This window comes from Buttiauxella sp. 3AFRM03 (assembly GCF_003675305.1).
In the GTDB taxonomy this organism is placed as follows: Bacteria; Pseudomonadota; Gammaproteobacteria; order Enterobacterales; family Enterobacteriaceae; genus Buttiauxella; species Buttiauxella ferragutiae.
Genome location: NZ_CP033076.1, coordinates 3,983,302 through 4,006,930 on the forward strand (window position 1 = coordinate 3,983,302; position 23,629 = coordinate 4,006,930).

Consider the following 23,629-nt stretch of genomic DNA (forward strand, 5'->3'; position numbering starts at 1 on the left):
TTATATCCACAGAAAAAGTGAATAAATCCCATGCTCCAAACTGGCTAATGTTTATAACTCGGTCATATTTTGTGAGTTATTCAATTGTTATTCCTTCTTGCAACCGTTACACAGTGGTTTACCGTCTAGCGCTTGTATGAAACAATCGCCCTAATCTAAGTTTGTTTTGAGGTAGTCCGGTGATCGATGATGATGGCTACCGCCCGAATGTTGGTATCGTAATCTGTAATCGGCAGGGTCAAGTGATGTGGGCCAGGCGTTTTGGTCAACATTCCTGGCAGTTTCCGCAAGGTGGCATCAATCCTGGCGAATCCCCGGAACAGGCAATGTACCGGGAGCTTTTCGAGGAAGTGGGGTTACAGCGAAAAGATGTCCGAATACTCGCCTCGACCCGAAACTGGTTACGTTACAAGTTACCTAAACGTTTGGTGCGTTGGGACACAAAGCCGGTTTGTATCGGCCAGAAACAAAAATGGTTTCTCTTGCAGTTGATCAGCAGCGATAACGATATCAATATGCAAACCAGTAGTACCCCAGAGTTTGATGGCTGGCGTTGGGTTAGCTATTGGTATCCGGTTCGTCAGGTTGTCTCCTTTAAACGCGATGTTTATCGTCGGGTGATGAAAGAGTTTGCCAGCGTCGTAATGCCGCTGCAGGAAGTTGCGCCACCACGTAATAACGCGCCTGCCTGGCGACGTAAAAGAGGTTAAGTCACGCGAAAAATGCTTACCCGTTTGCGAGAAATAGTCGAGAAGGTTGCCAGCGCTCCGCGCCTCAATGAGGCGCTGGATATTCTGGTTACAGATATCTGCCTTGCGATGGACACCGAGGTATGCTCGGTTTATCTCGCAGATCATGACCGGCGTTGCTTTTACCTGATGGCGACGCGCGGCCTTAAAAAGCCGCGTGGTCGCACCATAACACTCGCATTTGATGAAGGCATTGTCGGGTTGGTCGGGCGCCTTGCTGAGCCGATAAACCTTGCTGATGCGCAAAAACACCCGAGCTTTAAATATGTTCCCGCAGTAAAAGAGGAACGTTTTCGAGCCTTCCTTGGGGTGCCAATCATCCAACGACGCCAGTTATTGGGTGTGCTGGTGGTGCAACAACGTGAGCACCGGCAATATGATGAAAGCGAGGAGTCCTTCCTCGTCACACTCGCCACACAAATGGCCGCCATCCTCTCTCAATCACAGTTAGCCGCCTTATTCGGCCAGTACCGCCAGACACGTATTCGGGCATTGCCTGCATCGCCGGGCGTGGCGATTGCTGAGGGCTGGATGGATTCGACGCTCCCGTTAATGGAGCAAGTTTCTGAAGCGTCGACACTGGATACCACGCTTGAGCGAGAGCGCCTTACTGCCGCACTGGAAGAGGCGTCTAACGAGTTTCGCCGCTACAGCAAACGCTTTGCAGCTGGGGCTCAGAAAGAAACGGCAGCTATCTTTGATCTCTATTCGCACCTGTTAACCGATGCCCGGCTTCGTCGAGAATTATTCGAAGAAGTGGACAAAGGCTCGGTTGCGGAATGGGCAGTTAAAAAAGTTATCGAAAAGTTTGCGGAGCAATTCGCAAGCCTGACTGACGGCTACTTAAAAGAACGAGCAGGCGACCTGCGTACCCTCGGCCAACGCTTGTTATTCCATCTCGATGACACCATTCAGAGTGCGAACACGTGGCCTGAACGCTTTGTCTTAGTGGCCGATGAGTTATCCGCAACCACGCTCGCCGAGTTGCCGCAAAACCGCCTGGTTGGTGTGGTGGTGCGCGACGGTGCGGCAAACTCCCATGCCGCCATCATGGTACGTGCGTTGGGCATCCCAACAGTTATGGGGGCGGATATTCAGCCTTCGGTATTGCATCGCCGTACTTTAATTGTCGATGGCTACCGTGGTGAATTGTTGGTTGACCCGGAAACGGTGCTGTTGCAGGAATACCAGCGCCTCATTACCGAAGAGAACGAACTTACCCGCCTGGTAGAGGATGACGTTGATAGCCCGGCAGCGCTGAAAAGCGGTGAGCGTGTCCAGGTCATGTTGAATGCAGGTCTGAGCCCTGAACATGAACAACTGCTTGGCAGCCGCATTGATGGCATTGGTCTGTATCGCACCGAAATCCCGTTCATGCTGCAAAGTGGTTTTCCATCGGAAGAAGAGCAAGTCGCCCAGTATCAGGGGATGTTGCAAATGTTTAACGATAAGCCCGTCACGCTGCGAACGCTTGATGTGGGGGCGGATAAACAATTGCCATACATGCCAATCAGTGAGGAGAACCCGTGTCTTGGCTGGCGTGGGATACGCATCACGCTTGACCAGCCCGAAATTTTCCTGGTGCAAGTGCGAGCTATGCTGCGTGCCAATGCTGCCACTGGCAACCTGAGTATTCTGTTGCCGATGATTACCAGCATCGATGAAATAGACGAAGCGCGTCGTCTGATAGACCGCGCTGGGCGCGAAGTAGAAGAAGTACTCGGTTATGAATTACCAAAACTGCGTATTGGCATCATGGTGGAAGTCCCATCAATGGTGTTCATGCTGGGCCATCTTGCCAGCCGGGTTGACTTCATCTCTGTCGGTACTAATGACCTGACGCAATATTTACTGGCCGTTGACCGTAACAATACTCGCGTCGCAAGTCTGTATGACAGCCTGCATCCGGCTATGCTGCGCGCATTGAATCACATTGCCAAAGAAGCTGAACGTCACGGCATCGATCTCTGTCTGTGCGGTGAAATGGCCGGCGACCCAATGTGTGTTGCGCTGTTGGTTGGCATGGGTTATCGCCATTTGTCGATGAACGGCCGTTCAGTGGCTCGTGTTAAATATTTGCTGCGCCACATTAGTCTGGAAGAGGTGCAATTGCTGTCACAGCGTAGTCTTGAGGCTCAGCTAGCGACAGAAGTGCGCCACCAGGTCGCGTCTTTCATGGAGCGTCGTGGTATGGGCGGTTTGATTCGCGGCGGGCGCTAAGGCGCCTGTCGTTTCCTTTCACTTCTGGTATTACATATCTTTTACAACTTCCGCGACTTAACCCTGGTACCCTTTGTGCTATGATCCGCTGCTTTCGGAGCGCATCCGCACAGATGCGTACTTGCAACCCATCGTCGGCTTTCGGTGGGGTAACAATGGTTTGTGGTGACAGATGAATAGTGGCTATCTGCATTTCCCTGAATTTGACCCAGTGATTTTTTCCATTGGGCCAGTCTCTTTGCACTGGTATGGCGTGATGTACCTGGTCGGCTTCGTGTTCGCCATGTGGCTTGCTGGCCGCCGTGCCAATAAACCAGGCAGCGGTTGGACGAAAGATGAAGTCGAAAACCTGCTGTATGCTGGCTTCCTGGGGGTATTCCTCGGTGGGCGCCTTGGTTATGTGTTCTTCTACAACCTGCCTACTTTTCTTGCCGATCCACTGTACCTGTTTAAAGTCTGGGATGGCGGCATGTCCTTCCATGGCGGGCTGGTCGGTGTTATCTGCGTAATGATTTGGTTTGCGCGCCGCACCAAGCGTTCATTCTTCCAGGTTGCTGATTTTATCGCACCGCTGATTCCATTTGGCCTGGGTGCGGGTCGCCTTGGCAACTTCATCAACGGCGAACTCTGGGGCCGCGTCGATCCGAGCTTCAAGTGGGCCATGTTATTCCCGGGTTCTCGCAGTGAAGATATTGGCCTGCTGGCGACACACCCGGAATGGCAGTCGTTGTTTAACACCTACGGTGTCTTGCCACGCCATCCTTCCCAGCTTTACGAAATGGTTCTGGAAGGTATCGTACTGTTCATTATCTTGAACCTGTATATCCGCAAGCCACGCCCGATGGGGGCCGTTTCCGGCTTGTTCCTGATTGGCTACGGTGCATTCCGTATTATCGTTGAATTCTTCCGCCAGCCAGATGCGCAGTTTACCGGTGCGTGGGTTCAGTACATCAGCATGGGGCAAATCCTCTCGATTCCGATGATTGTGGCCGGTGTGATTATGATGGTTTGGGCGTATCGTCGCCGTCCACAGCAACAGCTTTCGTGAGGAAACATGCAACAATATCTTGATTTGATGAAACATGTGCTGGAAAACGGCACACCAAAAGATGACCGTACCGGCACGGGTACGTTGTCGGTTTTCGGTCATCAAATGCGCTTCAATTTGCAAGATGGTTTCCCTCTGGTTACCACTAAACGCTGCCATTTACGCTCCATCATTCATGAACTGCTGTGGTTCCTGAAAGGCGATACCAACGTTGCCTATTTGCACGAAAACAACGTCTCCATCTGGGACGAATGGGCAGATGAAAATGGCGATCTTGGCCCTGTGTATGGCAAGCAATGGCGCTCATGGGCAACCCCTGATGGCCGCCATATCGACCAGTTAACCACCGTGATTAACCAGCTTAAAAACGACCCAGATTCGCGCCGCATTATTGTTTCGGCGTGGAATGTGGGTGAACTGGATAAAATGGCGTTAGCTCCGTGCCATGCGTTCTTCCAGTTCTACGTGGCTGACGGCAAACTTTCTTGCCAGCTCTACCAGCGCTCGTGCGACATTTTCCTGGGTCTGCCGTTTAATATCGCCAGTTATGCTTTGCTGGTGCATATGATGGCGCAGCAATGTGGCCTTGAAGTGGGGGATTTTGTCTGGACGGGCGGTGATACGCACCTGTACAGCAACCACCTTGAGCAAACTCGCCTGCAATTAACACGTGAGCCGCGAGCACTGCCAAAACTGGTAATCAAACGTAAACCTGAATCTTTGTTTGACTACCGTTTCGAAGATTTCGACATTGAAGGCTACGATCCGCACCCAGCGATCAAAGCTCCTGTCGCTATCTAACGAGTGACAGCCTGCCATAACCGGTGCCATTTGTGCGCCGGTTTTTTTTGCCTGTGCAATGGTATTGCGAGCCTCCTTCCAGCACTTCTGCAACCTAAAGCAACCACAAATCTTTCCTTCGAGAAGCCTCGAGAATAAAACGTTTGCCAGTAGCCAGGAATTTTATGGCTGGCACACTGCCGCCATGAAAACAAAACAGTACGGATTTAGCCTGATAGAAATGATGGTGGTGATGGCCATTGTCGTGATGCTTAGCGCGGGCGGAATGTACGGCTGGCAACAATGGCAACAACAGCAGCGCATGTGGATAACCATCCAACAAATTCGTCATTTATTCGAACAGCTGCGCAGTGATGCCTCCTGGCATAATCGTGACCATTTACTCACGGTGAATCGTCACGGGAAAACGTGGTGCCTGTCCAGCAAGCTCATTGAAGCAACCCAATGCCTGTCTGCAGGGCGGTGGCGGTTGGCTCAACCTTTTGCTGATGTCGATATTACCGAAGTAACAGCAGGGCTTGGATTTTATGGCATCAGAAGTACCGCCTGGCCGGGCCACGTTACGTTGCAAAGCGCGACAGGAAAATGGCGCGTGGTGCTCTCAGCTCAGGGGCGGATCCGGGTGTGTGACGTGACAGGGAGTAACAAATGCAGCTAAACCAGCAGGGATTTACCTTACTTGAAACTCTCATCGCGATGGCTTTAAGTAGCATTGTCTTGCTGGGGGCTGGCCGTTTATTTCCGGTGCTCCAACGCGCGGTATTACAACAATATCAAAAAGAAACAGTGCAAGAATCGCTGTGGCAACTGGCGTTTAGTTTGGGGAAACAGCTACAGCGGGCGGGTTATTGCCACGGAAATTGTACGGGGCAGGGGCTGGTGCTGAGCAAAGGGGGAGAATGCGTTTTGTTGCAATGGGATAGCAACAGCAACGGACGTTGGGAACCTGCTAGTCATGCACAAACAGAACAGACAGGTTTTCGGCTCAATGGTACTGACCTGGAAGCTTTACGCGGAGCGACTCGTTGCGAAGGTTCTGGCTGGGAAAAATTATCCGATCCAGCCACGATGGTGATACAGAAATTTACTGTTACCCGTTTGGCACGCCAGGCCATGTCATCTTTGTTGATTATCGATCTCGCTGCAGCCTCCAAAAGTGGTCGAAATCCAGTGTCTCTGCGTCATATAGTCGTGGGGTATAACCAGTGAACAAGCGGTTCGAACGGGGTAACGTCACCCTCGGGTTTGTCCTGTTACTGTTCGCTTTGGGGATGCTAATACTGAGCGGATTACAGCAGCAGTTAAGCCACCAAAAATTTCTGGTCGCCAGTGAGGTCGGTTTTCTTAAACAATATGCCAGTGCTGTCTCGGCTCAATCCTGGGGGAGTCAGTTATCGTGGCAACCACAGCAATCCTGGCATTGCCAGCAACAGACCGAAAACGGCTGGAAAGCCTGTGTGCGAATGCAAGAAAAAAATGAAGCTGTTATGGCGGCGTTCGGTATTGTCTCTGGGCAAAAAACGCCACTGATTCTTTGGGAATGGGGAACACTGGTCAACTCACGCTGGTCAGCAGTGCCGCATGGCTGGCTGGATTTCTGCCCGTTTGATGAGGTGACACGATGCCAGCTTCCCCAATGAAACCATTACAGCAAGGCTTTAGCCTGGTGGAAGTGCTTTGTGCTATGGCATTGTTTTCTGTGGTGATGTTGGCTTTACTTGGTTATCACCGGGTGTTGCAGCAGGGTTTTCAGTCTCAGTGGCAATTCCGACAACTTTGGCGGCTTGCGGTGGAAATGAGTGAACCAGAATCGCCCTTACCAACTGATGAATGGAAAGTCAGTCGGCAGCAGACATCCACGGCTGGATGTGTCAGCATCGACGTTACGATTAAGAGTCCGGCAGGGCGAACTGGGCAGTTGTCACAGTTACATTGCCTGAAGAAAGAGAAAAGTCAGGAGTAGCGATTCTATGTTGCGTGTTTACCATTCCAACCAGCTGGATGTGCTTGAAGCAATTATGGAATTTATTGTGGAACAGCGACCCTTACCAGATCCCTTCGAGCCCGAAGTGGTATTGGTACAAAGTACTGGTATGGCGCAATGGCTACAAATGACGCTGGCGCAAAAATTCGGTATCGCGGCAAACATCAGCTTCCCGCTTCCGGCGAGCTTTATATGGGATATGTTTGTGCGCGTGCTGCCAAATATCCCTGAGCAAAGTGCGTTCAACAAACAAAGCATGAGCTGGAAGTTAATGACGCTCATCCCGACAATGCTGGAACAGAGCGAGTTTGCCCTGCTTAAACAGTATCTTGAAGAAGATGACAACGGTCGAAAACTCTCTCAGCTAGCTTCAAGAATTGCTGACCTTTATGACCAGTATTTAGTTTATCGCCCAGATTGGCTAAGCCAGTGGGAAAAGGGAGAACTTGTCGACAATGTGGGCGAAGCTCAATTGTGGCAGGCTCCACTATGGGCGGCTTTGGTGCGCCATACGCAAGAACTTGGGCAACCAGAATGGCACCGTGCCAATCTGTATCAACGTTTTATTAAGGCTCTTGAATCTGCCAGCGAATGCCCGCCAGGTTTGCCATCCCGGGTTTTTATTTGTGGGATTTCAGCATTACCACCTGTTTACCTTCAGGCGCTGCAAGCCCTGGGTAAACACATTGATGTGCACTTGCTGTTTACCAACCCTTGCCGCTATTACTGGGGCGATATTAAAGACCCGTCTTATCTTGCCAGGCTTATCAGCCGTCGCCGTCGCCGTCGCAAACACACTCAGGAAGACATTACGCTGCCACTTTTTAAAGACAGCAATACGGCTTCTGCACTGTTCAACGACGACGGTGAGCAAGATATTGGCAACCCATTACTGGCCTCGTGGGGGAAATTAGGGCGAGACTACACATACTTGTTGGCCGAGCTGCAGCATTTCGAAGAAATAGACGTTTTTGTCGATATCGAACCTAATAACCTGCTGCGTAATTTGCAGTTCGATTTGCTTGAGTTACAAAACAATGCGGTCACAGGACTTACCATCGAAGAGTTTGAACACAGTCATAAGAAACGTGTCCTTGCTCAAGAAGACCATTCCGTCACCTTCCACGAGTGCCATAGCCCGCAACGCGAAGTAGAAGTGTTGCATGATCAATTGTTGGCGATGCTGGATGCTGATCCAACGTTGACACCGCGCGATATCATCGTGATGGTGGCTGATATCGACAGCTACAGCCCGTTTATCCAGGCCGTATTCGGTAATGCCACAGGCGAACGTCGTTTGCCATTTGCGATTTCTGACCGGCGGGCAAGACAAGCTCACCCGGCGCTACAAGCATTTATCTCCTTACTTTCACTACCTGACAGCCGCTTTGCCGCACAGGATGTTCTTGCTCTGCTTGAAGTTCCCGCACTGGCTGCCCGTTTCTCCATTAATGAAGAAGGGCTGCGTTATTTACGCCTGTGGGTGAATGAATCAGGTATCCGTTGGGGTATTGATGACGACAACGTTCGTGAATTAGATCTTCCGGCTACCGGGCAACATACCTGGCGCTTTGGTTTAACGCGCATGTTGCTGGGTTATGCAATGGATAGTCAGGCGGGTGAGTGGCAGTCGATCCTTCCTTATGATGAATCGAGTGGCTTAATCGCTGAACTCGTAGGGCAACTGGCTGAGCTGTTAATGCAGCTGAACATTTGGCGGCGCGAGTTATCTGTGGCGCGTCCATTGGCAGAATGGACGACCGTTTGCCGTGACATGTTGGCGAGCTTCTTCCTGCCTGATACCGAAACAGAAGGTGCTCTGGCGCTGATTGAACAGCAGTGGCAAGACATCATCAAATATGGTCTTGAGTCGCATTATCAGGAAAGCATCTCCTTAATTTTATTAAGAGAGGAGCTGGCGCAGCGGCTAGATCAAGAGCGTATTAGCCAACGTTTTCTGGCTGGGCCGATTAACTTCTGCACCTTGATGCCGATGCGTTCTATCCCGTTCAAAGTGGTGTGCTTGCTTGGCATGAATGACGGGGTGTACCCACGCGCGTTGGCACCACTTGGCTTTGATTTAATGAGTCAGAAGCCTCAGCGCGGCGACCGTAGCCGCAGGGATGACGATCGGTACTTGTTCCTCGAGGCACTTAACTCAGCACAATTGCGCTTCTATATCAGTTATATCGGGCGCTCTATTCAGGACAACAGTCAGCGCTATCCTTCTGTATTAGTTGATGAACTCCTGGATTACATCGCCCAAAGCCATTGTTTGCCGCAAGACACTGAACGAACCTGCGATGACAGCAGTGAGCGTGTGAAAAAACATCTGGTTCAGCAGCATAACCGTACCCCATTTGAGGCGGGGAATTTTATCCCTGGTCTATCGGCACAAAGCTATGCCAGGGAATGGTTGCCTGCCGCCAGCGAGCAAGGGGAAGCACAGGTTCCGTTTATTCAGTCATTACAAGAAGTTGTTCATGACGTCATCACTCTGGATCAACTACAACGTTTCTGGCGACATCCGGTGCGTGCCTTTTTCCAGATGCGTTTGGGTATCAATTTCCGTCTTGAAGAAACCGACCTCCCTGATGCGGAACCTTTCACATTAGATAGCCTTGAACGCTTCCAGATGAACCAGGAATTACTGAATACGCTGGTTCAGGAAGATGACACTCAGCAATTATTCCGCCGCTACCGGGCTGCTGGCCTCTTGCCATATGGCGCTTTTGGCGAAATTTTATGGGAAAGCCAGTTAACAGAAATGGAAGAACTGGCGCAAAAAGTGAGAGCCGAGCGGCAAAATGGCAACAGCCAGGAAGTGTCGCTGCTCATCGATGGAACAAGCCTGGAAGGCTGGCTGTCGGATGTGCAGGAAGACGGCCTGCTGCGCTGGCGGCCATCAATCCTCAACCCAGCACATGGTTTGCAATTGTGGATTGAGCATGTGGTTTGGTGTGCGATGGGAGGGAGTGGTGAAAGCCGTTTGTTCGGGCGGGATTCGACCGAGTGGAAGTTCCCCTCACTTGATGTTGAGCAGGCAAAAAACTATCTCCAGCAACTTATTGATGGTTATCGGAAAGGGTTAACGCAACCGCTACTCCTCCTCCCAATTAGTGGGGGGGCGTGGATAAAAGCCTGTTACGAACCGGCGAATGATGCCATTTTATGGGACGAGCAAACGCAACAGAAAGCCAAAAGTAAGCTATTGGCCGCCTGGGAAGGGAATCAGAGAGTCGAAGGTGAAGGGGCCGATATGTGGCTACAACGCTTGTATCGAACGCTGGAACCTGACTACTACGAAGCCATCATTACCGAGGCTGAGCGTTACTTGCTGCCGCTGTATCGTTTTAACAAAGCATAAAGTCCAGTATAAAAATTGCACAATTTCGTGGGTTCATCTATGATGCGCAACTTGCTCAGGATTGGCGAAAAAAGCATCAATTAAAATAACAAATTTGTTTGAAAATTGTTAATGATGAGTGAATTATACCTTTTGTACTGTAGATCACAGGCATACATAGCATGTGAAGTATGACGGGTATAGGAAGTTTCGTGATTATGAGGTTCGTGAATGCCTAGATGTAGCACCTGGTTAAAATCGCTTTTCTTGTTAGTCGCTCTTTGGGCACCATTAAGTCAGGCAGACACGGGTTGGCAACCCATCCAGGAAACTATCCGTAAAAGTGAGAAAGACACTCGTCAATATCAGGCTGTACGTCTTGATAACGGTATGACGGTTCTGCTGGTATCCGATCCGCAAGCCGTTAAATCATTGTCTGCGTTAGTGGTTCCGGTTGGATCCTTAGAAGATCCCGACGACCATCTTGGCCTGGCTCACTATCTTGAACATATGACGCTGATGGGCTCTAAAAAGTATCCCGAGCCGGATAGCCTGTCAGAGTTTCTCAAAAAGCATGGTGGCAGCCATAACGCCAGCACCGCAACTTACCGCACCGCGTTTTACCTTGAAGTGGAAAACGATGCGCTAGAAGGGGCGGTCGATCGTTTGTCTGATGCTATCGCTGAGCCAAACCTCGCCCCAGAATATGCTGAACGTGAACGCAATGCGGTCAATGCCGAGCTGACTTTAGCCCGTGCTCGTGACGGTATGCGCATGGCGCAAGTCAGTGCCGAAACCATTAACCCTGCCCACCCTGGCTCACGTTTTTCCGGTGGTAATCTGGAAACTCTGCGCGACAAACCTGGCAGCAAGTTGCTGGATGCGCTGGTGGCTTTCCGTGATAAATATTATTCCGCAAACCTGATGAAAGCGGTTATTTACAGCAATAAGCCATTGCCTGAATTGGCAAAGATTGCTGTGGAAACCTATGGACGGGTGCCGAATAAAAATATCGAACGGCCGAGCATTGACGTGCCCGTCGTGACAGACGCACAAAAAGGCATAGTGATTCACTACGTGCCGGCATTGCCGCGCAAGGTGGTGCGAGTTGAATTCCGAATCGACAACAATAGCGATAAATTCCGTAGCAAAACCGATGAATTGATTGGCTATTTGATTGGCGTCCGTAGCAACAACACCCTCTCTGATTGGCTGCAAAAGCAAGGCCTTGCAGACAGTATTCGTGCCGACTCCGATCCTATAGTTAACGGCAATAGCGGCGTGTTCGCCATTTCCGTGTCATTGACGGATAAAGGTCTTGCCCAACGTGATGAAGTTGTGGCGGCTATTTTCAGCTATTTAAATCAATTGCGTGAAAATGGTGTCGATAAAAGCTATTTCGATGAGCTTTCCCATGTGTTGGATCTCGACTTCCGTTATCCGTCAATTAGCCGCGATATGGATTACGTGGAATGGTTAGCTGACACCATGCTGCGCGTTCCGGTTGAACATACGCTGGATGCCGTAAATATTGCCGATCAATACGACCCGGCAGCCATCAAAGCTCGGCTGGATATGATGACGCCACAGAATGCGCGCATCTGGTATATCAGCCCGAAAGAACCACATAACAAAACCGCTTATTTTGTTGAAGCGCCTTATCAGGTCGATAAAATTACCCCACAAGTATTCAGCGACTGGCAGCAAAAAACCGCGGCAATTAAGCTGGAATTGCCTCAGTTGAACCCGTACATACCGGACGATTTTACGTTGGTTAAACCAGAAAAAACCTACGCTCACCCAGAGCTGTTGGTGAAAGAGCCTGGTTTACGCGTGCTGTATATGCCAAGCCACTATTTTGCCAGCGAGCCTAAAGCTAATGTGACGATGGTGCTGCGTAATCCACAGGCCATGGACAGCGCGAAAAATCAGGTGCTATTTGCCCTGAATGACTATCTGGCGGGAATTGCCCTGGATCAGTTAAGCAACCAGGCTGCGGTGGGGGCATTGGTTTCTCAACCAACGCTAACAGTGGTTTGATGGTGAATGCCAATGGCTACACCCAACGTTTACCGCAGCTTTTTGAAGCGCTGTTAAAGGGTTACTTCTCCTATACACCGACCCAGGAACAACTGGATCAGGCGAAGTCATGGTATACCCAAATGATGGATTCGGCAGACAAAGGCAAAGCTTACGATCAGGCTATTATGCCGGTGCAAATGGTGTCGCAGGTGCCTTATTTCCAACGTGAAGTTCGCCGTGCGCTGTTGCCAGAGCTGACCTTGAAAGATGTGCTTGATTACCGTGACGCCTTAAAAACCAATGCGAAACCTGAGTTTTTAGTGCTGGGTAACATGTCTCCTGAGCAGGCAAAAGAGCTGGCGCATAACGTACAAAGCCAGCTTGCCACCAAAGGAAATGAATGGTGCCGCAATAAAGACGTGCTGGTGGATAAACAACATTTAGCGATGTTCGAAAAGGCGGGTAGCAGCACGGATTCAGCGCTGGCGGCGATTTACGTGCCGAAAGGTTATGATGAAACCGTAAGTACCGCTTACAGCTCAATGTTAGGGCAAATTATTCAGCCGTGGTTCTACAACCAGTTACGCACTCAGGAGCAGTTGGGTTATGCAGTGTTCGCCTTCCCGATGTCGGTTGGGCGTCAATGGGGGGTTGGTTTCTTGCTGCAAAGTAACGACAAACAACCTGCATATCTGTACCAACGTTTTAAGGCGTTTTACCCCACAGCCGAGCAAAAGCTGCGTAGCATGAGTCCTGAGGATTTTGCGCAAATTCAACAGGGCATGATCAGTGAAATTATGCAGGCACCGCAAACCTTGTCTCAGGAAGCTTCGCAACTGAGCAAAGATTTCGATCGCGGAAACCTGGACTTTGATTCGCGTGATAAAGTAGTCGCCGAAATTAAAAAGCTGACTCCGCAGAAACTGGCTGATTTCTTCCACCAGGCCGTGATTGAGCCGCAAGGAATGGCAATTTTGTCGCAAATTTCTGGCAGCAACAATGGCAAGGCAGAGTACGCCGCTCCGGAAGGATGGAAAACCTGGAAGGAGGTCAGCGGGTTGCAACAGTCGTTGCCGCTCGTAGAATCTAAGTGATATACCCGTCATCCTTCAAGCTGCAGGGTGTTGGCTGCACTCACAAACCCCAGTCGCTTACTTAAGTAAGCTCCCGGGGATTTGCTCCCTTGCCGCCTACCAGCAGATCGAATGCTAACGGGTATAGCAGCCAACACACCTGCAATTTGAAAGACAAAGGGTAAATAATGACCGGAACCACGCAGCCTCTTAATCCCCTGAGTTTACCTTTGACGGGGGAGAGGCTGATTGAAGCCTCTGCCGGTACCGGAAAAACATTCACCATTGCAGCGCTGTATTTGCGCCTGTTACTTGGCCTGGGTGGGAAAAATGCCCATCCTCGTCCACTCTCCGTCGAAGAATTATTGGTCGTAACGTTTACTCAGGCTGCGACCGAAGAACTCCGTGGCCGTATTCGTGCCAATATTCATGAATTACGTATCGCCTGCGTTCGTAACCGTACTGAAAATCCCCTGTTCCAAAGCTTGCTGACGGAGATCCCCGATCTTCACCAGGCTGCACAAATTTTGCGTCTTGCTGAACAGCAAATGGACGAAGCCGCCATCTTTACCATCCATGGTTTTTGCCAAAGGATGCTCAGCCTGAATGCCTTTGAATCAGGTATGTTGTTCGAGCAACAGCTTATTGAAGATGAATCGCTGTTGCGCCGCCATGCATGTGCTGATTTCTGGCGTCGCCATTGTTATCCACTGCCAAAGCCGGTAGCGCAGGTGATGGCTGAGGAATGGGCGGGGCCTGAAGAGTTGCTCCGGGATATAAATAGCTGGTTGCAAGGTGAGCAGCCGGTACTGAAGCAACCGCCTGCCGATGATGAAACGCTGCTGGCGCGTCACCAAAAGATCATCACTGCGATTGAGGATGTAAAAGCACAATGGCGTGCAAGTGCTGACGACATCGTGCAGATTCTCAGTGAAGCGAAAATTGATCGCCGTAGCTACAGCAGTAAAAACTTACCTAACTGGTTGAATATTGTTGGCACCTGGGCGCAAACAGAAACCATGACCTATAAATTGCCCGAGCAACTCGAACGATTCTCTCAATCGATGTTGGATGAGAAAACAAAAGAAGGTCAGCCGCCACAGCATCCGGTTTTCAGAGCAATTAACTCGTTATTAGGCGAACCGCTGACGCTGCGTGATTTAGTCATTGCCCGCGCGATGGCGGAAATCCGTTATACGGTTCAGCAGGAAAAACGCCGTCGAGGGGAGCTGGGATTCGACGATATGCTGACTCGCCTTGATGAGGCATTGCATAAACCCGGTGGCGATGCGCTAGCTGCTGCTATTCGCGGGCGCTTCCCGGCGGCGATGATTGATGAATTCCAGGATACTGACCCGCAGCAATATCGCATCTTCAGGCGTTTGTATATCAATCAGCCGGACACCGCGCTATTGCTTATTGGCGACCCAAAACAGGCGATATATGCATTCCGTGGCGCGGACATTTTTACCTATATGAAAGCGCGTCATGAGGTAAGTGCCCACTACACGCTCGACACCAACTGGCGCTCATCTCCAGGGATGATAAGCAGTGTGAATACCCTGTTTCAGCAATTGGATAATCCCTTCTTATTCCAGCAAATTCCTTTCTTAGCGGTGAAAGCCGCAGCCAAAAATAGCGGTCTGCGTTTTACCCTCAAAGGTAAAAATCAGGCGGCGATGTCGTTCTGGGCGCAATCGGGCGATGGCTGCGGAGTGAGTGATTACCAACAAACCATTGCGATGCAGTGCGCGCAGCAGATACGGGATTGGTTAAGCGCCGGGCAGCGCGGCGAAGCGTTGCTGTGGAAGGGGGAAGAATCTCGACCGGTACGGTCATCGGATATTACTATTCTGGTTCGAAGCCGTGGCGAGGCATCTATTGTGCGCGAAGCCCTGGCGAGCCTGAACATTCCGTCCGTCTATCTTTCAAACCGCGACTCGGTATTCGCAACACCGGAAGCGCGTGAAATTTTGTGGATTTTGCAGGCGGTGCTGGCTCCAGAAATGGAAACCGCGCTGCGCAGTGCAGTCGCGACCAGTATGTTAGGTCTCGATGCCCGCATGATTGAAGCGCTTAACGAAGATGAAAACGCCTGGGATCAACTGGTCGAGGAGTTTTCAGAGTATCGGCACATTTGGTTGCGTCGGGGCGTCATGCCCATGTTACGTGCGCTCATCGCCCGCCGCCAAATTGCCGAAAATTTACTGGCTACACCAGGTGGCGAGCGCCGTCTGACCGATATTCTGCATATCAGCGAATTGCTACAAGAAGAAGCCTCACAGACTGACAGCGAACATGCTCTGGTCCGTTGGTTGGCGCAGCAAGTTGCCGAACCTGATAGCAACGCTTTCAGCCAACAATTACGTCTTGAAAGCGACCGCCATTTGGTACAAGTCGTCACTATTCACAAATCGAAAGGGCTGGAATACCCGCTGGTCTGGTTACCGTTTATCGCCAACTATCGTGCGCAGAACAGCGGTTTGTATCACGACCGTTCTACATTCGCGCCGTTGCTGGATTTAAGCGACGATGCTGAAAGCCTGAGTCTCGCTGAAGAAGAGCGCCTGGCAGAAGATTTACGTCTGTTGTATGTGGCTCTGACTCGCTCTATCTGGCATTGCAGTCTCGGTGTTGCCCCGTTGTTTAAAGGGAATCGCGCCAAAAAAGGAGCCAGTGACCTGCATCTTGGGGCATTAGGTTATCTTCTGCAAAAAGGTGAAGCGAAAGATGCTGCGGGTCTTCAGGCTTGTTTGCAGGAACTGGCGAGCGAGTCGATTAGCATTGAAGAACCAGGGTCTGAGGATTTCACGCCATGGCAACCCGTGAGTGCTGAACTTCCGCAACTTAGCGCCCGAATGATGAAAAGACAGGTGGCGGATAACTGGCGTGTGACCAGTTATTCCGGTTTGCAACAGCATGGCAGTAGCCTGGCACAGGATTTATTGCCGCGACTGGATGTCGATGCTGCAGGGGCTGCGCCGGTACAAAGTGAGTCATTACTCACTCCGCACACCTTCCCTCGCGGGGCCGGACCTGGCACATTCCTGCATAGCTTATTCGAAGGCATTGATTTTACTCAGCCACTTGATGAAACGTGGATGGCTAAGCAGTTAGACGAACAAGGTTTTGGCGAGAAGTGGCAGCCGGTGTTAACCGACTGGTTAAGCACAATTTTACAGGCTCCGTTGAATGAAACGGGCGTGTCTCTCAACCAATTAACGCCACGAGAGAAACAGGTCGAACTGGAGTTTTATCTGCCGATTGAGAGTGATTTACAGGCCACGCAACTGGATACCCTGGTGCGTGAATATGATCCGTTATCGTCAGGTTGCCCACCGTTAAACTTCAGGCAAGTGCGTGGCATGCTGAAAGGGTTTATCGACCTGGTGTTCCGCTGGCAAGGGCGCTATTACCTGCTGGATTATAAATCGAACTGGTTAGGCGAAGACAGCAGTGCTTACACTCAGGAAGCTATGGCTTCGGCAATGCAATCTCATCGCTATGATCTGCAATATCAGTTGTATACCCTGGCGCTGCACCGTTATTTGCGCCACCGCATTGCTGATTATGACTACCAGACTCATTTCGGGGGAGTCATTTATCTTTTCTTGCGCGGTGTTGAAAGCCACGGCTCGTCGCAGGGGATTTTTGCCACCCGCCCTGATGAACAATTGATTGTGAAAATGGACGCACTCTTTGCAATGAAAACGGATGTCGCGGCACAAACGGACGAGGTGACGCCATGAAAATGTCTGAGCTGTTACAGCAGGCTGTCGAGCAAAAGCTGTTGCGCGCACTCGATGCGCAGTTTGCCATGATAATTGCCGGTGACGAGCAACCCGCCGTGATGCTGGCCGCCGCGTTAGTCAGCCATGATGCCGGTGAAGGTCATGTCTGCATTCCTCTTTCTCGTTTAACGCCCGAGTTCTGTTTTGCCGGGCGACAACCCGATTTTGCAGAGCAACTGTTTTCCCTGGCTGCACTAAAGTCCGGCTGGCGCGAGGCGCTGCTTGCTTCTGAAGCAGTGAGTGAGCATGAAGGTGCTACGCCGCTGAAGCTGATTGGTGAGCGGCTGTACCTCAATCGGATGTGGCAAAACGAAGTGTCGGTAGCACGGTTTTTTGGTGAGGAAAATCGTGTTATTACTCTCGACGGAACACAGGTCATCCACGTTCTGAATCAACTGTTTGAACCGATGGCTGATATCGACTGGCAAAAGGTGGCGGCAGCTGTCGCCCTGACGCGGCGCATTTCTGTGATTTCTGGTGGGCCGGGAACCGGCAAAACCACTACAGTTGCCAAATTGCTCGCCGCCCTGGTGCAGCTTTCGGATGACAAACCTTTGCGTATCCAACTTGCGGCACCCACCGGGAAAGCTGCGGCGCGGCTGACGGAATCGCTGGGTTCGGCCTTGCGCCGCTTGCCGCTGGATGACGCGCAGAAAGCGGCATTACCGAACGACGCCTGTACGCTGCACCGCTTACTGGGAGCGCAACCCAACAGCCAACGCTTGCGTTACCATGCCGGGAATCCTCTGCATCTTGATGTGCTGGTGGTTGATGAAGCTTCGATGGTCGACTTGCCGATGATGGCGAAATTGATCAACGCAATGCCTGCCCATGCGCGCGTGATTTTCCTCGGCGACCGTGACCAACTGGCTTCAGTAGAAGCGGGTGCGGTGCTTGGAGATATATGCCACTTCGTCACGCACGGATATTCACCGGAGAGAGCCACTGAGTTAAGCCACCTGACGGGCTATTCACTGCCTGCGGGTGAGGGCAGCCAGGCGAGCGTATTGCGTGATGGGCTTTGTTTGCTGCAAAAAAGCTACCGCTTTGATAGCAAGTCCGGCATTGGGCAACTGGCGTTTGCCGTTAACGCCAGCGATGTGAAGCAGGCCAGAGAGGTCTTCTCAAAAGGTTTTGGTGATATTTCGAAACAGTCGCTCCGTGAGACTGAAGATTATGCGCGGATGATTGCCGACACGGTGGAAGGTTATCGGCCCTATCTTGAGTTGATGCGTAGCCATGCAGATCCCGCGGTGATTCTTGACGCCTTTGGCCGTTATCAGTTGCTGTGTGCGTTGCGGGAGGGGCCGTTTGGCGTTAGTGGCCTGAATAACCGTATCGAACTGGCACTGATTCAAAAACGATTGATTGAGCGGCCAAACCCGACGGTATCGCGCTGGTATAACGGCAGGCCAATTATGATTTCCCGTAACGACAGTTCGTTGGGGTTATTCAACGGCGATATTGGTATTGCTCTGGACATGGGGGAGGGGCTGCGCGTCTGGTTCCCGATGCCGGATGGCAACATCAAATCTGTGCAGCCGAGCCGTCTGCCTGGCCATGAAACCGCATTCGCCATGACGGTGCATAAATCTCAAGGGTCGGAATTCGAGCACGCCGCACTGGTTTTGCCAAATCAATACACCGCAGTGGTGACGCGTGAGTTGGTCTACACCGCAATCACTCGTGCTCGCAATCAATTGTCTTTGTACGCCGATGATCGGGTGTTAGAAAAAGCGATTGTAACGAAGACGGAACGTCGTAGTGGATTGATGGAAAGTTTTAGCTAGCCTTTTCAGGGCTAGCTTAGGGTGCTGACAAAGAAGGAAAAAACGTGGTTTTTCCTTCTTTGTGGTTATTAGCCGAAAATCAATAAATTGATTTTCCTTGTTTTTTATTTGGTGATATATGTTCGCTTTGCGAAAGAATAAGGTTTGTCATCAACCTAAGCTAAATCAGCCATCAACACTTTCGAGCGGCGCTGGTAGTTGTACATCTCTTTTTTGCTTTCTGGCAGCAGTTCAACATCAACCGGCATAAAGCCCCGTTCCTGGAACCAGTGAATGCTCCGGGTTGTCAGCACGAACAGTTTGCTCAGCCCCATTTGACGGGCTTGCGTAGCAATACGCTGCAACAAAACTTCACCGCGTGATGAACTGCGATAATCAGGATGAACTGCAACGCAGGCCATTTCACCAATGCCCTCTTCCTGGAACGGATAGAGTGCAGCACAAGCGATGGTCAGGTTGTCGCGCTGAATAATGGTGAACTTGTCGATCTCCATTTCCAGTTGCTCACGCGAGCGGCGCACCAGAATCCCTTGCTGTTCCAGCGGACGAATCAGCTCCAGAATACCGCCGATATCGTTGATGGTGGCACGACGAATTTGCTCCGCACTCTCCATCACAATCTGCGTACCAATGCCATCGCGGGAGAACAGTTCCTGCAACAGCGCACCATCTTCTTGATAGCTGATTAAATGACTGCGACGCACGCCGCTGCGACAGGCTTTCACTGCACCACGCAGAAAACGCACGGTGCCAGAGTGATAGTCCCCGGCTACTTCAAGCTCTTCAATGCGTTTTTGTGCATCGTTAGGGAACAGTTCTGAAACGATATTGCCGTTGTCATCGATAACGCCCTGAGAAGAGCAGAAGCCAATCATTTTTTCGGCTTTCAGTTTGACTGCAAGTTGCGTGGCAATCTCTTCTGAAGTGAGGTTGAAGCTTTCGCCCGTGACGGAAACCGCGACCGGGCCCATTAGTACGATTGCGCCGTTATCAAGCTGACGGTGGATGGCTTCTTCGTCGATACGACGAACACGGCCACTGTGGCAATAATCCACGCCATCATCCACGCCCAACGGTTGCGCGATAATAAAGTTGCCGCTGACGACGTTGATATGCGCCCCTTGCAACGGTGTGTTGCCAAGGCTCATGGACAAACGTGCTGTGATATCCAGTTGCAATAATCCTGCTGCCTGTTTTACCAGCTCAAGGGTTTTTGCATCAGTGACACGCGTATGTTTGTGATAGATAGGTTCATGATTATGCGAAGCCAGATTGGCATCTATTTGCGGGCGCGCGCCATACACCACCACCAGACGAATTCCCAGGCTGTGTAACAGCCCAATATCATTGACGATACTGGAAAAGTTCTCGTGTTCAATGGCTTCGCCGCCAAGCATAATGACAAACGTTTTTCCCCGATGGGCATTTATATAGGGAACAGAATGGCGGAATCCCTGTACCAGTTCGGTTCTACGTTCCTTCACCACGGCAAGCCCTCATTGCATGATTATTCGTAATTTCTGTATTTTTATTCTTTTATTGCTTCAGGTGCAAGCAGGATTTACCGCAAAGCAGAAATTTCTGCATCTGGCTTGTCAGGGGCTTGATTGCGAATGTTTACCCTTTTATGAGTGACAGTATGGGGATGTTTCGCTAAAGTTTTCGGCTCAAAAAATAAATGTCGTTATTTGGTTCACGGAAAAACACCGCTCAGGAGAGCTATGTCTGATTCCCGTTCTTTAATTAGTCGTCGCCGCTTATTGCAGGGCGCAGGCGCTATGTGGCTACTGAGTGTCAGCCAGGTTGGCTTTGCAGCCTCGAGCCTGGTCGTGGCGGTGCGTGTCTGGCCGGCATCGTCCTACACTCGTGTCACACTGGAATCGAACAAAGAGCTTAAGTATAAGCAGTTCGCACTGAGCAACCCCGATCGGGTGGTGGTGGACATTGAAGGTGTGAATTTAAATTCAGTATTGAAAGGTATTGGCGGCCAAATTCGTGGCGACGATCCTTTTATCAAATCAGCGCGTGTCGGGCAGTTTGATCCGCAAACTGTGCGCATGGTTTTTGAGCTCAAGCAGAACGTCACGCCGCATCTTTTCGCCCTGGCACCGGTAGCAGAATTTAAAGAACGCCTGGTGATGGATCTCTATCCGGCCAATATGAACAGCGAGCAAGATCCGCTGTTAGCCCTGCTGGAAGATTACAACAACGGCAAACTGGACAAAGATGCGCCACCGTCACCTGAACAAGGGCCGAAGCCGGGTAAAGCCGGGCGCGACAGGCCAATTGTGATCATGCTCGATCCTGGGCACGGCGGGGAAGATCCCGGTGCCATCGGGCCAAATAAGACGCGCGAAAAAGATATTGTGCTGCAAATCGCTCGTCGCCTGAAAGCGCTTATTGATAAAGAAGCGAACATGAAAGCCTATATGACGCGTAACGAGGATGTGTTTATCCCGTTAAAAGTCAGGGTGGCGAAAGCGCAGAAGCAACGTGCTGATTTATTTGTTTCTATTCATGCGGATGCGTTTACTTCAGGCGCGGCACGCGGCTCCTCGGTCTTTGCACTTTCAACCAAAGGTGCCACCAGTACGGCGGCAAAATTCCTTGCTCAAACACAGAACGCTGCCGACTTGATCGGTGGGGTGAGTAAGAGTGGTGACAGGTATCTCGACCACACGATGTTCGATATGGTGCAGTCGTTGACCATCAACGATAGCCTTAAATTCGGCAAAGAAGTGCTGACCCGATTGGGTCGAGTGAACAAGCTGCATAAAAACAGTGTTGATCAGGCTGGCTTTGCCGTGCTGAAAGCACCGGATATTCCATCGATTCTGGTGGAAACCGCATTTCTGAGTAACGTTGAGGAAGAGCGCAAACTGCGTACTGCAACTTTCCAGCAGGAAGTTGCGGAGTCAATTCTGGCAGGGATTAGGGCGTACTTTGCGGATAGTTCGCGATTAGCACGGCGTGGATAGAGCCAATTTATTGTCGGATGACGCTTGCGCTTATCCGACCTACAACTGCATTTCGTAGGGTGGACATCAAATCACCCGGATTTCAGATACAAAAAAACACCCGTTAAGGTGTTTAAATGTTGGTTGCGGGGGCCAGATTTGAACTGACGACCTTCGGGTTATGAGCCCGACGAGCTACCAGGCTGCTCCACCCCGCGTCCGTAAACTTCTTTAGTACCCAAATGATTTTCATCATTGCGCTAAACTTCAGCGTCTTAGTTGGTTGCGGGGGCCAGATTTGAACTGACGACCTTCGGGTTATGAGCCCGACGAGCTACCAGGCTGCTCCACCCCGCGTCCGTATAACTATTTACTGCTAATGGTTTTCACCACCGCGCTAAACTCAGCGACTTTTTAATTGGTTGCGGGGGCCAGATTTGAACTGACGACCTTCGGGTTATGAGCCCGACGAGCTACCAGGCTGCTCCACCCCGCGTCCGTGGAAGCGCACTATACTCTGCTCGGCTTTTGATGCAACCCTTTTTTTAAAAAATACCCGATTTGTCTCATCTAACTGATAATAATTTAATTTAAGTACAAATAACGAACACATCTGGGCTGTGCGAGGCGCAACTCGTTTAAATCTTGCGGCGTGTTTGCTATCTTCCCGTGGCGTAATGCGGCATAAACAGGGCGAGGAAGTAATGATAGGACGTTGGACGAAGTACATTGTAACTGGGGTAATGGTTGCCATTCTGGCTGGCTGTTCCTCGAAACCGACAGATAAAGGTCAGCAATATAAGGACGGGAAGTTCACCCAGCCATTTTCCCTGGTCAATCGCCCGGATGCGGTAGGGGCGCCCATTAACGGTGGCGACTTTGCTGAGCAAGTTAACCAGATTCGTTCTGCCTCTCCTCGCCTCTATAATAGCAAGAGCGATGTTTACGGCGCGGTTCAGCAGTGGCTGCAGGCCGGTGGCGATACCAGTAAGTTGAGCCAGTACGGGATTGACGCCTGGCAGATGGAAGGTGCTGACAACTACGGCAACGTGCAATTCACCGGCTATTACACACCAGTCGTGCAGGCGCGTTACACCCGTCAGGGTGAGTTCCAGTATCCGATTTACCGCATGCCACCAAAACGCGGACGTTTACCTTCCCGTGCCGAAATCTACAGTGGTGCCCTGAGCGACAGCTACATTATTGCTTACAGCAACTCCTTAATGGATAACTTCATTATGGATGTGCAGGGCAGTGGCTATATCGATTTTGGCGATGGCCAGCCATTAACCTTCTTTGGTTACTCAGGCAAGAATGGCCACGCTTATCGCAGTATCGGTAAGGTGCTTATCGACCGCGGTGAAGTAAAGAAAGAAGATATGTCGATGCAAGCCATTCGTCACTGGGGTGAAACTCATAGCCAGGCCGAAGTACAGGAACTGCTTGAGCAGAACCCATCTTTTGTCTTCTTTAAACCTGCAAGCTTCGCGCCAGTGAAAGGGGCGAGTGCCGTACCGTTAATTGGCCGTGCCTCTGTCGCATCGGACCGCTCGATCATTCCAGCAGGCACCACGATTCTGGCAGAAGTCCCGTTACTGGATAACAACGGTAAATTCAGCGGGCAATATGAATTACGCGTGATGGTAGCACTGGATGTTGGTGGTGCGATTAAAGGCCAGCACTTTGATATCTACCAGGGGATTGGCGCGGATGCCGGTCACCGAGCAGGTTGGTACAACCATTATGGTCGCGTTTGGGTACTGAAAAACGCACCAGGTACTACCAACAGCGTATTTACTGGTTAAATTTTCCCCCTGACGGGCTGTATAATCAGCCCGTCGTCTTTAC

The 23,629-nt window shown here is 51.0% G+C and carries 14 protein-coding genes, 3 tRNA genes and 1 pseudogene; 14 read left to right on the forward strand and 4 right to left on the reverse strand.

The genetic code is table 11. The features are described from left to right. Nucleotides 1-179: 179 nt before the first annotated feature. From rppH to recD, 12 genes and pseudogenes are all read left to right on the forward strand, one after another. On the forward strand, nt 180-710 hold the full coding sequence (gene rppH / locus D8682_RS20055) for an RNA pyrophosphohydrolase (protein ID WP_034457550.1): 531 nt from the start codon (nt 180-182) through the stop codon (nt 708-710). Nucleotides 711-722: 12 nt separating this feature from the next. Beyond that, on the forward strand, nt 723-2,969 hold the full coding sequence (gene ptsP / locus D8682_RS20060) for a phosphoenolpyruvate--protein phosphotransferase (protein WP_064543797.1): 2,247 nt from the start codon (nt 723-725) through the stop codon (nt 2,967-2,969). Between the two features lie 172 nt (nt 2,970-3,141). After that, nucleotides 3,142-4,017: a prolipoprotein diacylglyceryl transferase gene (lgt, locus tag D8682_RS20065; protein ID WP_064543799.1), complete on the forward strand. Its 876-nt coding sequence runs from the start codon at nt 3,142-3,144 to the stop codon at nt 4,015-4,017. Between the two features lie 6 nt (nt 4,018-4,023). Further along, nucleotides 4,024-4,818: a thymidylate synthase gene (gene thyA / locus D8682_RS20070; RefSeq protein ID WP_064543801.1), complete on the forward strand. Its 795-nt coding sequence runs from the start codon at nt 4,024-4,026 to the stop codon at nt 4,816-4,818. A 184-nt stretch (nt 4,819-5,002) separates the two neighbouring features. Next, entirely contained in the window at nt 5,003-5,476 is a 474-nt protein-coding gene (locus tag D8682_RS20075; RefSeq protein ID WP_121814992.1) for a prepilin peptidase-dependent protein, read from the forward strand. Further along, complete coding sequence (locus D8682_RS20080) at nt 5,467-6,027, forward strand: prepilin peptidase-dependent protein (RefSeq protein WP_064543805.1); 561 nt, start codon at nt 5,467-5,469, stop codon at nt 6,025-6,027. The genes D8682_RS20075 and D8682_RS20080 overlap by 10 nt, the downstream gene beginning before the upstream one ends. Next, nucleotides 6,024-6,458, forward strand: coding sequence for a YgdB family protein (locus D8682_RS20085; protein WP_064543807.1), 435 nt, complete (start codon nt 6,024-6,026; stop codon nt 6,456-6,458). Before D8682_RS20080 ends, D8682_RS20085 begins: the two co-directional genes overlap by 4 nt. Continuing rightward, on the forward strand, nt 6,440-6,781 hold the full coding sequence (locus D8682_RS20090; RefSeq protein WP_121814993.1) for a prepilin-type N-terminal cleavage/methylation domain-containing protein: 342 nt from the start codon (nt 6,440-6,442) through the stop codon (nt 6,779-6,781). Before D8682_RS20085 ends, D8682_RS20090 begins: the two co-directional genes overlap by 19 nt. 7 nt (nt 6,782-6,788) lie before the next feature. Then, a complete protein-coding gene (gene recC, locus D8682_RS20095; protein WP_121814994.1) occupies nt 6,789-10,169 on the forward strand; it encodes an exodeoxyribonuclease V subunit gamma in 3,381 nt (1,126 codons plus the stop codon). A gap of 210 nt (nt 10,170-10,379) precedes the next feature. Beyond that, a pseudogene (ptrA, locus tag D8682_RS20100) lies at nt 10,380-13,264 on the forward strand (pitrilysin). 167 nt (nt 13,265-13,431) lie between these two features. After that, entirely contained in the window at nt 13,432-16,992 is a 3,561-nt protein-coding gene (gene recB, locus D8682_RS20105; RefSeq protein ID WP_121814995.1) for an exodeoxyribonuclease V subunit beta, read from the forward strand. Further along, nucleotides 16,989-18,824: an exodeoxyribonuclease V subunit alpha gene (gene recD, locus D8682_RS20110; RefSeq protein WP_121814996.1), complete on the forward strand. Its 1,836-nt coding sequence runs from the start codon at nt 16,989-16,991 to the stop codon at nt 18,822-18,824. Before recB ends, recD begins: the two co-directional genes overlap by 4 nt. Nucleotides 18,825-18,979: 155 nt before the next feature. Here the strand turns inward: recD and argA are convergent, their stop codons facing one another. Beyond that, the gene (gene argA, locus D8682_RS20115) at nt 18,980-20,311 is read right to left on the reverse strand and encodes an amino-acid N-acetyltransferase (protein ID WP_064543818.1); all 1,332 of its coding nucleotides are present in this window, start codon (nt 20,309-20,311) and stop codon (nt 18,980-18,982) included. A 234-nt stretch (nt 20,312-20,545) separates the two neighbouring features. On the opposite strand from argA, the gene amiC reads away from it, so the two are divergent. Then, the gene (amiC, locus tag D8682_RS20120) at nt 20,546-21,802 is read left to right on the forward strand and encodes an N-acetylmuramoyl-L-alanine amidase AmiC (protein ID WP_064543819.1); all 1,257 of its coding nucleotides are present in this window, start codon (nt 20,546-20,548) and stop codon (nt 21,800-21,802) included. A gap of 120 nt (nt 21,803-21,922) precedes the next feature. Here amiC and D8682_RS20125 read toward each other — a convergent pair. From D8682_RS20125 to D8682_RS20135, 3 genes are all read right to left on the reverse strand, one after another. Beyond that, nucleotides 21,923-21,999, reverse strand: a tRNA-Met gene (locus D8682_RS20125). A gap of 62 nt (nt 22,000-22,061) precedes the next feature. Next, nucleotides 22,062-22,138 (reverse strand) — tRNA-Met (locus D8682_RS20130). A 62-nt stretch (nt 22,139-22,200) separates the two neighbouring features. Beyond that, nucleotides 22,201-22,277 (reverse strand) — tRNA-Met (locus D8682_RS20135). Between the two features lie 208 nt (nt 22,278-22,485). Here D8682_RS20135 and mltA point away from each other — a divergent pair. Further along, complete coding sequence (gene mltA / locus D8682_RS20140; protein ID WP_064543821.1) at nt 22,486-23,586, forward strand: murein transglycosylase A; 1,101 nt, start codon at nt 22,486-22,488, stop codon at nt 23,584-23,586. The last annotated feature ends 43 nt before the right edge of the window (nt 23,587-23,629 follow it).